This is a genomic window from Haliea sp. E17, assembly GCF_048323675.1.
Classification (GTDB): Bacteria; Pseudomonadota; Gammaproteobacteria; order Pseudomonadales; family Halieaceae; genus Mangrovimicrobium.
In genome coordinates, this window is sequence record NZ_JBLWFK010000004.1 from 159618 (window position 1) to 174276 (window position 14659).

General features: G+C 63.6%; 10 protein-coding genes. All 10 read right to left on the bottom strand.

Features of this window, described 5'->3' with window-relative positions; genetic code table 11:
• Nucleotides 1-55: 55 nt before the first annotated feature.
• The gene (locus ACNKU3_RS11245; RefSeq protein ID WP_418259562.1) at nt 56-1261 is read right to left on the bottom strand and encodes a type II secretion system F family protein; all 1206 of its coding nucleotides are present in this window, start codon (nt 1259-1261) and stop codon (nt 56-58) included.
• 3 nt (nt 1262-1264) lie between these two features.
• A complete protein-coding gene (locus tag ACNKU3_RS11250) occupies nt 1265-3007 on the bottom strand; it encodes a GspE/PulE family protein (protein ID WP_418259563.1) in 1743 nt (580 codons plus the stop codon).
• Between the two features lie 88 nt (nt 3008-3095).
• Nucleotides 3096-3950, bottom strand: coding sequence for an MBL fold metallo-hydrolase (locus ACNKU3_RS11255; RefSeq protein WP_418259564.1), 855 nt, complete (start codon nt 3948-3950; stop codon nt 3096-3098).
• Between the two features lie 3 nt (nt 3951-3953).
• On the bottom strand, nt 3954-5144 hold the full coding sequence (gene fabV / locus ACNKU3_RS11260; protein ID WP_418259565.1) for an enoyl-ACP reductase FabV: 1191 nt from the start codon (nt 5142-5144) through the stop codon (nt 3954-3956).
• 99 nt (nt 5145-5243) lie between these two features.
• Nucleotides 5244-7025 carry a sugar phosphorylase gene (locus ACNKU3_RS11265; protein WP_418259566.1) on the bottom strand — a complete coding sequence of 594 codons (1782 nt, stop codon included), beginning with the start codon at nt 7023-7025 and terminating at the stop codon, nt 5244-5246.
• A complete protein-coding gene (locus ACNKU3_RS11270) occupies nt 7009-8262 on the bottom strand; it encodes a glycosyl transferase (protein ID WP_418259567.1) in 1254 nt (417 codons plus the stop codon). Before ACNKU3_RS11270 ends, ACNKU3_RS11265 begins: the two co-directional genes overlap by 17 nt.
• 12 nt (nt 8263-8274) lie before the next feature.
• On the bottom strand, nt 8275-9123 hold the full coding sequence (locus ACNKU3_RS11275) for an HAD-IIB family hydrolase (RefSeq protein WP_418259568.1): 849 nt from the start codon (nt 9121-9123) through the stop codon (nt 8275-8277).
• Nucleotides 9120-10016 (bottom strand): hypothetical protein, encoded by an 897-nt coding sequence (locus tag ACNKU3_RS11280; protein WP_418259569.1) that lies wholly within the window; start codon nt 10014-10016, stop codon nt 9120-9122. Before ACNKU3_RS11280 ends, ACNKU3_RS11275 begins: the two co-directional genes overlap by 4 nt.
• A 79-nt stretch (nt 10017-10095) precedes the next feature.
• Nucleotides 10096-11769 (bottom strand): dihydrolipoyllysine-residue acetyltransferase, encoded by a 1674-nt coding sequence (gene aceF / locus ACNKU3_RS11285; RefSeq protein WP_418259570.1) that lies wholly within the window; start codon nt 11767-11769, stop codon nt 10096-10098.
• Between the two features lie 16 nt (nt 11770-11785).
• Nucleotides 11786-14434: a pyruvate dehydrogenase (acetyl-transferring), homodimeric type gene (gene aceE, locus ACNKU3_RS11290; protein ID WP_418259571.1), complete on the bottom strand. Its 2649-nt coding sequence runs from the start codon at nt 14432-14434 to the stop codon at nt 11786-11788.
• Nucleotides 14435-14659: the final 225 nt, after the last annotated feature.

A 14659-nucleotide genomic window follows, 5' to 3' on the forward strand; every position in this document is an offset into this window, starting at 1 on the left:
TGCCGTTCCTTGCGCCGGCGCATCACCCTGCACCGGCTGAGTAAAAAATAGCTGGCTACATCGCCAGATTGTTGACCGAGAGTATCCCCGTCAGGATCGCGATCATGATTATCGCTATTATCAGGCCCATGGATAAAATCAGTACCGGTTCCAACAGGGCCAGTCCGCGTTTTATTCCGGACTGCACATGCTGGTCGAATACGTCGGCCAGTTCCAGCATCATCTTGTCCAAACTGCCGGATTCTTCACCGACCCGCACCATCTGCACGACCATCGGCGTAAACATGCCGGTTTCGTCCAGCGCCACGGACATGCGCTTGCCGGCTTTTACCGCCGGTGGCAATACTTGCAACGACTGCCGCAGTACCCGGTTGTCCACGGTTTCGATGGCAATGGAAATCGCTTTCAACAAAGACACACCATTGCCCAGCAGAGTTCCCGTGGTGCGGGCGAATTTTGCCACTTCGAACTCGAATACGATAGGCCCGGCGAAGGGCAGGCCCAACATCCGCCGGTCCAGCGACAAACGCCCCTGCTCGGTTGATGACCAGTTGCGGAAGGCCAGCACGCCACCAAACAGGAGCAGCGCCAGCAGCCACCACCACGCCTTGATGACCTCGGACACATCGAGAACCATGCGGGTCAGCACTGGCAGGGCATCGCCCATGTCCTCGAACAGGCTCTCGAACTGGGGAACCACAAAACCCAGCATGAGGGCGATCGCCAGCGAGGCGACCACCGCGAGAATACTCGGGTAAATCAGCGCCGACATCACGCTGTCGCGGTTGGCGCGGGCATTCTCCAGGTATTCAACCAGGCGATCGAGCACCGCCGACAACTGGCCACTGGCCTCGCCGGAGCGCACCATGTTGATATAGAAGCCGCCAAACACCCGCTCGTGCTGGGCCAGCGCATCCGACAGCGGCTTGCCACCCTTGACGGCGGCCAGCAGGTCATTGAGCAGGTTATGCAGGGAGGGCTCGGCGGCCATGTCGATCAGCACCTTGAGCGCCCGATCCAGCGGCAGGCCAGCGCGCAGCAACACCGCCAGCTCGGAGGTCATGGACAACACCGCCTGCCGACCGGGCGGCTTGCCGGCATCCCTGCCGCTGGCGGCGGCACTCCCGCCCTGTTCCAGTTTCAGCAGGGTCAGGCCCTGGGCGCGCAACTGGCGCGACGCGAGCTCCTGGCCCTCCGCTTCGATGACGCCCTCGACGGCCTTGCCGTCGCGCCTGACTGCCCGGTAACTGAACGCAGCCATGGATCAGGCGGACACCTGTTGGTCGAAAGCGGCCTCGACGCCCACCGGCGACGACGGCTGCTCCTCGCTCTGGTCCTGGGTAACCCGCAGCACTTCCTCCAGTGAGGTCTGCCCGGCGGCGACCTTGCGCAGGCCGTCCTCGAACAGCGTGATCATGCCCTGCCGGCGCGCAGCGCCGTGCAGGACGCCGGCGTCCGCGCCTCCCATCACCACCCGCTGCATGGTTTCGTCCAGGGCGAACAGCTCGTGGATCGAGGTGCGCCCGCGGTAACCGGTGTGCATACAGTGCTCGCAGCCCTCGGCCCGGTAGACGGTGCTGCGGCCCGCGGGCATGAAGGGCGCGATACCGATCCGCTGCATCGCCTCGGGTGCAAGCTCCACCGGTTGCTTGCACTCCGCGCACAGGGTGCGCACCAGGCGCTGGGCGAGCACGCCATTTACCGAGGAGGTAATCAGGTAGCGTTCGATACCCATGTCCTCGAGGCGGGTGATCGCACCGGCGGCGGTATTGGTGTGCAGGGTGGAGAGCACCAGGTGGCCGGTGAGCGCCGACTGCACGCCGATCTGCGCGGTTTCGGTGTCGCGCATCTCGCCGATCATGATGATGTCGGGGTCCTGGCGCAGGATGGAGCGCAGGGCGCGGGCAAAGGTGAGGTCGATCTGCGACTGCACCTGGATCTGGTTCACCCCCTGCAGCTGGTATTCCACCGGGTCTTCCACGGTAATGATCTTGAGCCGGTCCGAATCGAGGGACGCCAGCGAGGCATACAGCGTGGTGGTCTTGCCGGAACCGGTGGGACCGGTCACCAGCAATACGCCGTGCGGCCGGGCCAGCAGCTCCTGGTACTTGCGCAGGGTGTCGTCACTGAAGCCCATGTCAGGCAGGCTGAGGCGGATGCTCTCCCGGTCCAGCACCCGCATGACGATGCTCTCACCGTGCACCGTGGGGATGGTGGATACCCGCAGGTCCAGCTCGTGCCCCTTGACCCGGGTCATGATACGGCCGTCCTGGGGCAGCCGCGACTCGGCGATATTCATGTGCGAAAGCAGCTTGATCCGCGAGGCGATGGCCGCGCGCAGGCTGGCGGCGGGTGCGTCCGGGTATTCCTGCAGCACACCGTCCACCCGGTAGCGCAGGTGCAGGCCGTCCTCGAAGGGTTCGATATGGATATCCGAGGCGGAGAGGTCCAGCGCCCGGTGAATGATCTGGTTGACCAGGCGGATGACCGGCGCCTCGCTGGCGAGGTCGCGCAGGTGCTCGATGAACTCGTCGTCGGACTGGCCGGCGAACTGGTCCAGCAGTTCGTCTTCGCCACCCTCTTCAGCGCCGCCGGCGTAGGCCTGCAGGGCGCGATTGATATCGCTTTCCAGGCCGAGCAATACCGACACCGGGCGGTCCAGCGCCATGCGCAGCGCTTTGCTGAGGAAAGGATCCTGGGGCACGGTCGCGGCGAAGGCGACGCCGCTGTCGTCGGCGCGGATCGGCACCAGCGCATTGCTGAACATGAAGTCCAGGGCCAGGCCTTCCAGTTGCAGCGCCTCTTCGGGGTAGTCACCCTGCGCGCAGAGCGGGATATCCAGCTGCGCGCTCAGGGCCTGGGCGAAATCCAGCTCGGATACCAGGCCCAGCTTGACCAGGACCTGGCCAAACATCTCGCCCATCTCGCCCTGGGCGAGTAGGGTGCGTTCCAGATCGCGTTCTGAAATCTTGCCCTGCTCGACCAGCAATTCGCCGATTTTCTTCATGCCCCACCCGAAAGGTCAGGAAAATTACGGGCGTGCATTTCTGCCCCGAACGCCCGAACCGGCGCCATTGTAGCACAGGGTTCCGCGCTTATCGGGAGCCCGGCCCACCCTCCGTGGTGATTTCCCAGTGTTCTTCCACCGAGCATAAAACCACCCGTCCCTCCTGCCGCAACTTGATCAGGTGGGCAGTCAGGGACAGCACGGCAATCTTGTGCAGGCTGCTGTCGACGTCGTCGTACACCACCTGCACCAGTTCGTTGACATGACAGCGACCGGTGGTGTGCAGGCCGGCGAGCACCTTGTCCTCGCGTTTCAGGCGGTGGGCCACCAGGCCCTCGATCTCCGCCTGCGCATCACGGATGAGATCTCCGTGCCCGGGCGCGATGCTGCGCAGCGGGTACTGCAGCAGGCGCTGCAGGGAGGCGATGTAGGCCTGCATGTCGCCGCTCGGCGGAATGATCACCACCGTGGAGCCATTCATGACGTGGTCACCAGCAAACAGCATGCCCTCCTCTTCCAGCAGGAAGCAGAAATGGTTGCTGACGTGACCGGGCGTGTGTACCGCGCGCAGGCGGAATTCCCCGGTCTGGAACAGGTCGTCCTGGCGCAGTTCGAGGTCGGGGCGGAACGTCTCGTCCTGGGCGATGCGATCTTCAGGCAGGGCGCCCAGCACCTGCGCTCCGCTGGCCTCGGCCAGTGGCAGCGCCGCGGGCGAGTGGTCGCGGTGAGTGTGGGTACAGAATATCCAGCGCAACCTGCCGCCGGCGGCAGCGAGGATCGCGTCGATGTGGGAGGCGATGGCGGGACCGGGGTCGATCACCGCCACCTCGTCGTCTCCCACCAGGTAGGTGTTGGTTCCCGGCCCGGTCATCACGCCCGGATTGGGCGCGACGATACGCCGTACCCGCGGTGACAACTGCAAGGGCACGCCGTGTTCCAGCACGGCTTACACCATGTGCGTGATCGGCACTACCGGGTCGACGTCGGCTTCGTAATCCACACCTTCCACCTCGAAACCGAACAGCTGCAGGAATTCGCGGCGGTAGCCCTCGAAGTCCGACAGTTGTTTCAGGGTGTCGGTATTGATGTCCTGCCACAGGTCGGCCACGGCGGCCTGCACTTCCGGGTCCAGTTCCTTGCGGTCGGCGCGCAGGCGCCCCTCGTCGTCGAGGTAGGGGTTGGCGTTGTAGAGGGATTCCCGGAACAGGCCGTCGACCTGCTCGATGCAGCCCTCGTGCACACCCCGTTCCTTCATGACCTTGAACAGCAGGGCGAGGTAGATCGGCATGGCGGGAATGGCCGCGCTGGCCTGGGTCACAACCGCCTTGAGCACGGAGACCCGGGCATCACCGCCCTTCGCCGCCAGTCGCTCGCGAATCGCCACGACCCGCTTGTCGAGGTCCTTCTTGGCCGCGCCGATCGTGCCGTGCCAGTAGATATCCCAGGTCAGTTTTTCACCAATATAGGTATAGGCGACTGTCTTGGCGCCGTCGGCCAGTACGCCGGCATCGTCCAGCGCCTCGATCCACATCTGCCAGTCCTCGCCGCCCATGACCGCGACGGTGTTGTCGATTTCCTCCTGGCTGGCGGCCTCGAGATGGAAGTCCTGGACCTCTTCCTTGTCGGTGTTGACGCCTTTTTGCACCGCGTCCTTGCCGATCGGCTTCAGGGTCGAATTGTGGATCACGCCGGTAACCGGGTGCTGGCGGCGCGGCGCCGCAAGGCTGTAGACCACCAGGTCGACCTGGCCGAGGTCGGCCTTGATGGTGTCGATGGTCTTCTGCTTGATCTCGTCGGAGAAGGCGTCGCCGTTGATGCTTTTGGCGTACAGGCCCTTCTCATCGGCAAACTTGTGGAAGGCCGCCGAGTTATACCAGCCGGCAGTACCGGGCTTTTTCTCGGTGCCCTCTTTCTCGAAGAAGATACCGAGGGTGGCCGCGCCCGCAGCGAAAGCCGCGCTGATCCGCGAGGCCAGGCCATAACCGGTAGACGCGCCGATCACCAGCACGCGCCTGGGGCCGTCGGATATCGGCCCCTGGGCCTCGACGTAGTCGATCTGTTTCCTGACGTTGGCTTCGCAGCCAGCCGGGTGGGTGGTAGTACAGAGAAAACCGCGAACGCGGGGATTGATGATCATAGTATGCAACTTCCTTGCGATGATTCTGTAGCGCGGTCGCAGCCGGCTATCGAGCCGACCCGCTGCGAGCGCAGTTTAACACAGCCCGGCCCGCCCGGATCAGGGCCCCGGCTTGCCGGCGTGATCCTCCGCGTTGGTAATCCAGAGGGTCTGGTAGGGCTGCATCTCCAGAACCTCGTCGCGTGACTGGAAGTGGGTGCCCGCGATCAGGTCGACCCAGTCGTCGGTGCCGATCAGGTTGATGTCGGACAGCGCCAGCGGCAGGACTTCTGCGCTGACGTTACTGATACAGAAGATGCTCTGGCGCCGGTCCATGCTCTGCCGCCAGAAGCCGCAGATCTTTTCCCCCAGGTGCAGGGTGAACTGGGTGGCGTTGGGGTGGAATGCCGCCTGCCGCTGGCGGATCGCCAGCAGGTCCTTGAGCCGCCGGAATACCCTGGCGTGGGTGGTGTCTTCCCGCGCCAGCAGGGCCTCCAGTTCGGCGAAATTCCACTGGTGGCGGTTGATGCTGCGGTACTGGCCGGTATTCTCCACCCGCGGGTAATCGTTGCGGGTGCCGAGCAGGCTGTGCAGGTAGATGCCCGGCACCCCCTCCAGGCCCAGCATGATGGCGTGGGCGCAGACAAACCGGTCGATGCCCCAGGTATCCGGCCCGGCCACCGTGCCCTGCAGGGCATCGAACAGCGAAATATTGATTTCGTAGGGCCGGCTCTCGCCATTCTCCAGCGCCCGGAAGGACACGTGCCCGCCGAAGTGCTGCATGGTCTCCACCAGTACGCTCAACTCCTCATCCGACAACAACCCCTCGGCGGGGCGCAACCCGATGCCGTCGTGGGAGGCGATGAAGTTGAAATAGAACGTGCCGTTCTGGGCCGGCGGCATGCTCATCAGCCAGGTCTTGAAGTGGCTGTTGTTGCCGGTCACCAGGGTGTTGACCAGCAGCGGCGGCAGCGAGAAATTGTAGATGGCGTGGGCTTCGTTGGCGTTGCCGAAATAGGAGAGGTTCTCCCGATTGGGGATGTTGGTCTCGGTGATCAGCAGCGTGCCGGGCTGCGCATACTCGACCAGGGTGCGCAGCAGGCGCACCACCTCGTGGGTTTCCTCCAGATTGAGGCAGTTGGTGCCGGGGATTTTCCAGAGGAAGGCCACCGCGTCGAGGCGGAACACCCGCACGCCGTTGTCCAGATAGAGGCGCACGATGGAGACAAACTGCTTGAGCACCTCGGGGTTGCGGAAATCCAGGTCCACCTGGTCATGGCTGAAGGTACACCAGACGTACTTGATGCCCTCCGCGGTATCCACCTCCCGCAACAGCGGGGAGGTGCGCGGCCGGACGACGTCGCGCAGGTCGGCATCGGGTTCGACCGTGTAGAAGTAATCCCGCCCGGGATCCATGCCGCGGATGAAATTCTCGAACCACAGGCTGCGGCTGGAACAGTGGTTGATCACCAGGTCCGCCATCAGGTCGTAGTCCGCGGCGATTGCCTGGATGTCATTCCAGTCGCCGAGGAACTCGTTGACCGAGGAGTAATCCAGCACCGCGAAGCCGTCGTCGGAACTCCAGGGATAGAAGGGCAGTATATGCACACCGGTTACCACCCCCTCGCCGTGGGCGTCGAGGAAGGACTTCAGGGTAACCAGCGGTTTTTCATCCTCGCTCAGCAGGCTGTCGCCATAGCTGATCACAATGGCGTCACGCTGGCTCCAGTAATTGACATGCGGCTCAGGCGTGGACTCGCAGTCCTCGAGGCGCATGACCTGCAGGATCTCCTGCGCCAGTTCCGCCATGGACTGGCCCAGGGGCGTTGCGTGGTAAATCGTTTCCAGGTGCAGTTGCACCCGGTCCAACAGTTGCGTGGCAGTGTCAGTTGGCTGCGACATTGCGTCTCCTGGATTGCTGACCGAATTCCTCGTGATCCGCCTCCACCGCTTCACGCAATTGCTGCAGCACATCGGGGATGGCGCTGATAACCCGGCTCCAACTGGGAATGAAAGGGCGCTCCATCGGCCGGTCGAGGAACGCTTCTCCCGCTTTCATGATGTTTTCCGCAAACAGTTCGACCGCCTGTTCCTCGGCGTGGATATCCAGCGACAGGCCGTTCATCACGGCATCGTTATGGTAGGTCTCGACGAAATCCAGGGCAATCCGGTAATAGGTCGCCTTGAGTGAGCGGAACATCTCGGTATTGAAGGTCACTCCGCGGGTCGCCAGCTTGCGGAACAGCGCCTTGGAGATATCGATAGACATCTTTGACAGACCGCCCTGGTCGTTGCCCGCAGACAGGTCCTGGTGCTTGTGGTCATAGACATCGGCGATATCGGCCTGACAGAGCCGGTTATTGGCGAAGTTGCGATACATCTCCGACAACACCCCCACTTCGAGCCCCCAGTCGCTCGGAATCCGGATGTCGTTGAGCACATCGCGGCGGAAGGAGAACTCGCCGGCCAGGGGGTAGCGGAAACTGTCCATGTAGTCGATGTATTCCATCTCCCCGAGAATTTTCTTCAGCGCCCGCAGCAGCGGTGTAACCAGCAGGCGGCTGACCCGGCCGTTGATTTTGCCGTCGGCGACGCGGGCGTAGTAACCCTTGCAGAATTCGTAATTGAAACGCGGGTGGGCAACCGGGTATATCAGACGCGCCAGCAATGAACGCTTGTAGGTGGTGATGTCGCAGTCGTGCAGGGCGATGGATTCGGCCCGGCCGGACGCCAGCGAGTAGCCCATGCAGTACCAGACGTTGCGCCCCTTGCCCATCTCCCTGGGCGCGAGGTCCTGCTCGCGCAACTGGGCATCCAGGGCCTTCAGTCGCGGCCCGTCATTCCACAGCACCCGGTGATGCTGGGGCAACTGGTCAAAAAACTGCAGTGCACTGCGGTACTGCGCCTCATCGGCCCGATCCAGGCCGATCACGATTTGCGAGAGATAGGACGCCGGGGCCAGTTCCCTGAGCATCGCCGGCAGCGCATCACCTTCAAGTTCGGAGTAGAGCGAGGGCAGGATCAGGCCCAGCGGGCGCTCGCGGGAGAATTCGGTCAGCTCCCGTTCGAGGTCGTCCAGGGGTCGCTGGGAGAGATTGTGCAGGGTCGTGATTATGCCGTTCTGGTAGAAATCGCCCATGGTTATTGTTCCTCAGTTAGGTACACCACAATGCCCCAGGTCCTCCAACCAGCGGGCTACGCCTTCGGCCCAACCTGAGGGGCCGCACTCTGTGCTGTATAGGGTTTTGTCCCCGCGCTCCAGTTGCGGGAAATCGTGAACCGGAGAGCGCACCACCAGTGCGGTCTCCGCCGTTTCAAGCATTGCGATGTCATTGCCGCTATCGCCAATTGCAATGTCATGTACAGGTTCAGCATAGCCCGCGCTGAGGTAGGCTGCGCGCAGCCAGCGCAGAGCCCTGCCCTTGTCGCAGTCACCGGCCAGGGTCAGGAAACGCCCCCCCTGCAACGGGTTGGCGCCGCGCTCGCGCAGGGCTTCGACAAATGCCTCGCGGCGCGGCGCGTCTCCCAGCCAGGAAACCGGCTCGCTGTACTCGCGCAGGTTGGCCTGTGCTGCTGAGCTCTCGGGCAGGCCGGTCAGCGCCATCACACCGGCGGTACCGGCGCGTTGAAAGGAGGTGAACTCACCCGGGTATTCGCCTTCCAACTCAGCCAGCACATCGAGCCAGCGCTGCCGCGGGGCCGACAGTTCGCGAACCCAGAAATCACCGGCGGTGCGGGTTTCGGCGGGCTGTTGCGCGAAATACCCTATCGGGATGAACACGGCCGCGCCGTTCTCCACGATGAAGGGATGGGCGTTGTGCAGGTTGCGACGCAGGGACTCGAGTTCGGCGCGGGTCTTGCTGGTGTTGGGAATCACCGGCACCCCGGCGGTCTCCAGCCAACGCAACAGCGGCTGCGCCGGCCGGAAACTGTAGTCGTGGTGATCGAGCAGGGAACCGTCCATGTCAGTGAATACCAACATACTCCCTGCATCGCTCATACCCGCACTCCCTCTGTGTAGGTATAGGATTGTATGGCACGCTGGCCATCCAGTTCGAAGAGGTGGTTGACCTTTGCCGGCAGGCGGGCCAGGCAGTGTTCGGTGAGGCGCTGGTAGAACTGGATAAAGCGGGTGATTTCCTCGGCGCTCATCAATCCGGCGCCGGAGGATTTCAGCGCCAGTTTCTGCTCCTGCTCCAGGCGCCAGCCGTACACGCAATCGAACGATGGAGCCCGCAGCATGGCCCAGCAGTCGACCAGCTGGTAAATCGGGGGGAAATCCCGGGCCAGGACCGCATTGACGTGATCGCGCCAGCGACCCTCGGAATCCTCATCCGCCTCCAGCGCGTTCACCGGTCGTGCCAGTTCGGCAATCGGCTGGGCAGTGGCACCCAGGCACCAGCCCTCGAGCAGGACGATATCGACGCCCGCTGCCACACTGTCCCAGCCGGACTCTGGCCGCCGGTCATCCCGGGCCTTGTCGAAGCGCGGGATGCGCACCGGTTCACCGGCGAGCAGCCCCTCGAGGGTTGCCTTGAGCAGGCCGGTATCGTGGGTGCCCGGCACTCCCCGGGTGCGGAACAGCGGATGGACATCGCTGGCCAGCTGCCTGCGCTCGTCGGCCGTGAGGTAAAAATCGTCGAGGGAGAGTACTGCGCAGCGCAGGCCGTAGCCGGCCTGGAACAACGCGCAGAGGTAGTCGGAGAGCGTCGACTTACCGGAGCCCTGGCTGCCGTTGAGCGCCACCAGCCAGGGGCGGGAAGCACCATTCTGGTGCTCCGCTATAACACGGGCCATCGGGTCGAACCACTTTTGTGCACTGGCCAGATAGTCCGGCGCCAGCCCGTGGGCCTCGATAAATTCCTGACACCAGCCAGGCAGCCGCTCAACCATGCCGCGCCCATTTATTTCTGCCACTGTCCGCAGACAGTAGCAGAAACCATGCCAAGAGCACCAAAATGGTGAGCGAGGGCTAGAGAATGGCGCCGCGAATATCCCCGAGCAGTTCCACTACCTGGGTGAGGAAGCGACCGGCATCCGCGCCGTTCACCACCCTGTGGTCGTAGGACAGGGACAGGGGCAGCATCTGCCGCGGCACGAAGGCCTGGCCGTCCCAGACCGGCGCCGTGCGAGTCCGCGAAACCCCGAGGATACCCACCTCCGGCGTATTGATGATCGGCGAAAATCCGGTGCCGCCAATCGCCCCGAGACTGGAAATGGTGAAGCAGCCCCCCTGCATCTGGGCCGCGGTCAGCTTGCGCTCGCGGGCCTTCGCGGCCATCTCGAGCACCTCCTCGGAGAGCTCCCAGATACCCTTCTTGTCCACGTCGCGTATCACCGGCACCAGCAGGCCCGCCGGGGTATCCACCGCGATACCAATGTGGATGTACTTCTTGTACACCAGCGAATCGCCGCCGTCGGCCAGCGAACTGCAGAACTTGGGGTTGTCCTTGAGCGCCACGGCACAGGCCTTGAGCAGGAAGGGCAGCGGGGTTACCCGGGTTCCGCGCTTTTCCGCCTGTGACTTCAGCGATGCCCGGAATTCCTCCAGTTCGGTGACATCGGCGTCGTCGTACTGGGTGACGTGGGGCACGTTAAGCCAGCTGCGCTGCATGTTGTCGGAGGTCAGTTTGTCCAGCTTGCTGCGCTGGGTGACTTCCACCTCGCCGAACTTCGCGAAATCCACTTCCGGGACTGCGGGAATGCCCGCAGTGCTCGCAGCACCGGCGGGCGCGCTGAGGCGCTCGCGGGAAAAGGCGTGCAGGTCCTCCTTGAGGATGCGGCCGCGGGGGCCACTCGCCTTCACCTGTGACAGATCGATGCCAAACTCCCGCGCCAGCATCCGCACCGCGGGCCCGGCGTAGACATCGGCTCCCGCCGCGACGCCGGCGGATACCCCAGCCTTCTGCACGGGTGCGGCCGGCGCCGGAGGCGGTGCCGCCGGGCGGTCTGCCTGCGGCGGAGGCGCCGGCGGCTTTTCCGCTGCCGGCGCACCGGGCACTGCCGCTGCCGCGCTGCCGCCAGCACTGCGCAGCACCAGCAGTTCGGTGCCCTGGCTGACTTTCTGGCCTTCCTTGACACGAATTTCCAGCACCTCGCCCGCAGCCGGGGAAGGCACTTCCATCGATGCCTTGTCCGACTCCAGGACGACCAGCGAGTCCCCCTCGGCTACACTGTCGCCAACCGCGACACTGATTTCAACGAGGTCCACCTCGCCGTCGGTGCCGATATCCGGCACCGGGACGACCTGTTCTTCGCCGGCGCCACCAGCGGTTCCCACGGCAGCGCCGTCTGCCAGAGTCGACGGTCGCGATTCGGCTTGTGCCGCCGCGGGCGCATCCGCTGCCACAGCGGCCTCGTCGGCTGCCTCCTGCGCCGCCACCCCTGCCGGAGTGTCCTCCCCGCCCGCGGCATCGGTCTCCACCACCAGGATGGGCGCACCCTCCGCCAGTTGCTGCCCCTCGGATACCAGCACCTCGAGGACCTTGCCGGCCGCCGTCGAGGGGATTTCCATGGAAGCCTTGTCGGACTCCAGCACCACCAGGCCCTGCTCCAGGCCGACCTCGTCGCCGACCCGCACCAGCACCTCGATAACTTCCGCTTCGCCGCCGCCGATATCCGGGACTGTTACTTGCTCTTTCGCCATTGCAACTCCCCCTTTATCAAACGGTTAACGGATCGACCTTGTCGGCCGGAATATTCAGGTCCTGCATGGCAGCGGTCACCTTGGCCGCCTCGATACTGCCCTCGTCGGCCAGCGACTTGAGCGCCGCCAGCACGATGAAGTCCCGGCTCACCTCGAAGAAGTTACGCAGTTTCGCCCGGGTGTCCGAGCGGCCGTAACCGTCGGTACCCAGCACGATATAGCGGCCGGGGATGAATTCACGCAACTGGTCCGCATAGGCCTTCAGGTAATCGGTTGCGGCGATAAACGGCCCCGGTTCGTCCTGCAGCAGTTGCGTGACATAGGGCACCCGCGGCGTTTCCTCGGGGTGCAGCATGTTCCAGCGCTGTACCGCCTTGCCATCGCGCTGCAGTTCGTTCACCGAGGTAATGCTCCAGATATCCGCCGCGACCTTGTACCTAGCCTCGAGGATTTCCGCCGCCGCTTCAACCTCCCGCAGGATGCTGCCCGAACCCATCAGCTGCACGCGCAGCTTGTGCCGCGCGGGGCTGCGATGCAGGCGGTACATGCCTTTGATGATGCCTTCCTCAGCACCTTCGGGCATGTCCGGGTGGTAGTAGTTCTCGTTCATCGTGGTGATGTAGTAGAACTTGTTCTCTCCCTCCGCGTACATCCGGCGCAGGCCGTCCTGGATGATAACGGTCAACTCGTAGCTGTAGGTGGGGTCGTAGCTGACACAGTTGGGGATGGTGCTCGCCATCAGGTGGCTGTGACCGTCCTGGTGCTGCAGGCCCTCCCCATTGAGGGTGGTCCGACCCGAGGTCGCGCCGATCAGGAAGCCGCGGGCCTGGCAGTCACCCGCCGCCCAGGCGAGGTCGCCGATACGCTGGAAACCGAACATGGAGTAGAAAATATAGAACGGCACCATCGGGTAGTTGGAGGTGCTGTATGCGGTCGCGGCGGCCAGCCAGGCGGAGAACGCACCGGCCTCGTTGATCCCCTCCTCGAGAATCTGGCCTTTCTTGTCCTCCTTGTAGAACATGATCTGGCCGGCGTCCTGCGGGGTGTAGCGCTGCCCCACGGAGGAGTAGATGCCGAGCTGGCGGAACATACCCTCCATGCCGAAGGTGCGCGCCTCGTCCGGCACGATCGGCACGATGCGCTCGCCGATGGCCTTGTCCTTGACCAGGCCGGAGAGAATCCGGACAAAGGCCATGGTGGTGGAGATTTCCCGCTTGCCGCTGCTCTCCAGTTGCTTGGAAAACGCCGCGAGCGGCGGTGTTTTCAGGGTTTCCATCCGGCTGCGCCGCACCGGAATCATGCCGCCGAGTTCGCCCCGCACTTCGCGCATATAGCGCATTTCGGGGCTCTCCGGATCGGGGCGGTAATAGGGCACCTCTGCCAGTTCGGAGTCCTTCAGGGGGATGCCGAAGCGGTCGCGGAAGGCCTTCAGGCTGTCCATATCGAGTTTTTTCAGCGAGTGGGTTTCGTTGTTGGCCTCACCCGCCTCACCCATGCCATAGCCTTTCACGGTCATGGCCAGAATCACGGTGGGACGCTCGCTCTCCTCGACGGCTTCCGCGTAGGCGGCATAGACCTTGTAGGGGTCGTGGCCACCACGGTTGAGGTACATGATGTCCTCGTCGGAAAGGTCTTCCACCAGTTTCAGGGTCTCCGGGTACTTGCCGAAGAAATGCTCCCGGGTATAGGCGCCGCCGTTGTACTTGTAGTTCTGCAACTCGCCGTCGCAGACCTCGTCCATGCGCTGGCGCAGCAGGCCGCTGTCGTCCTTTTGCAGCAGCGGGTCCCACTTGCGACCCCAGATGACCTTGATGACGTTCCAGCCCGCGCCGCGGAACACGCCCTCCAGCTCCTGGATGATCTTGCCGTTGCCGCGCACCGGGCCATCGAGGCGCTGCAGGTTGCAGTTGACGACGAAAATCAGGTTGCCGAGGCGTTCGCGCCCGGCCAGGGCGATCGCGCCGAGGGATTCCGGCTCGTCACACTCACCGTCGCCCATGAAACACCAGACATTGCGGTCCTGGTGATCGACCAGCCCGCGACTTTGCTGGTATTTCATCACGTGCGCCTGGTAGATCGCCTGGATCGGCCCCAGGCCCATGGACACTGTGGGGAACTGCCAGTAATCCGGCATCAGCCAGGGGTGCGGATAGGAGGAGAGGCCATTGCCGTCCACCTCGCGGCGGAAATTATCCAGCTGCTCTTCCGAGAGCCGCCCTTCCAGATAGGAGCGGGCGTACATACCCGGCGCCGAGTGCCCCTGGTAGAACACCAGGTCTCCGGGGTGCCCGTTGTCGGTGCCGCGGAAGAAATAGTTGTAGCCGACGTCGTAGAGGGTCGCGCTGGAAGAGAAACTGGAAATGTGTCCGCCCAGGCCCTCGTTGTTACGGTTGGCACGCATCACCATGGCCAGCGCGTTCCAGCGCACCAGCGAACGGATACGCCGCTCCATGAACAGGTCCCCGGGCATGAGTTTCTCGTCTTCCGGGGCAATGCTGTTGACGAAAGGGGTCACGATGGATGACGGCAGGCTGACCCGCTGCTTGAGCCCGTGACGGCCCAGCGCCATCAACAGGTAGCGGGCCCGGTCCAGGCCCTGGTGGCGGATAACCGCGTCCAGGGATTGCAGCCATTCTTCAGTTTCAATGGGATCGATATCTTCCATGCTCACCTCGTGTAGAAAACGTGTCGGGGGACGCATTTATAGTTCTATAACAGAACCCTTATCGCATACTCCACCTCAGAACTGGGGGAACGATGAGCAAAAAGTGCCCGGTCGCCACCTGCAGCGCCCGCACACCCTACCCCATTACGCCTCGAAATGGAATATCAGTTCCACATTAGAACCTTAAGCTTGTCCCGGGTTGGTCACTTCCCCGGGACGCAGCGG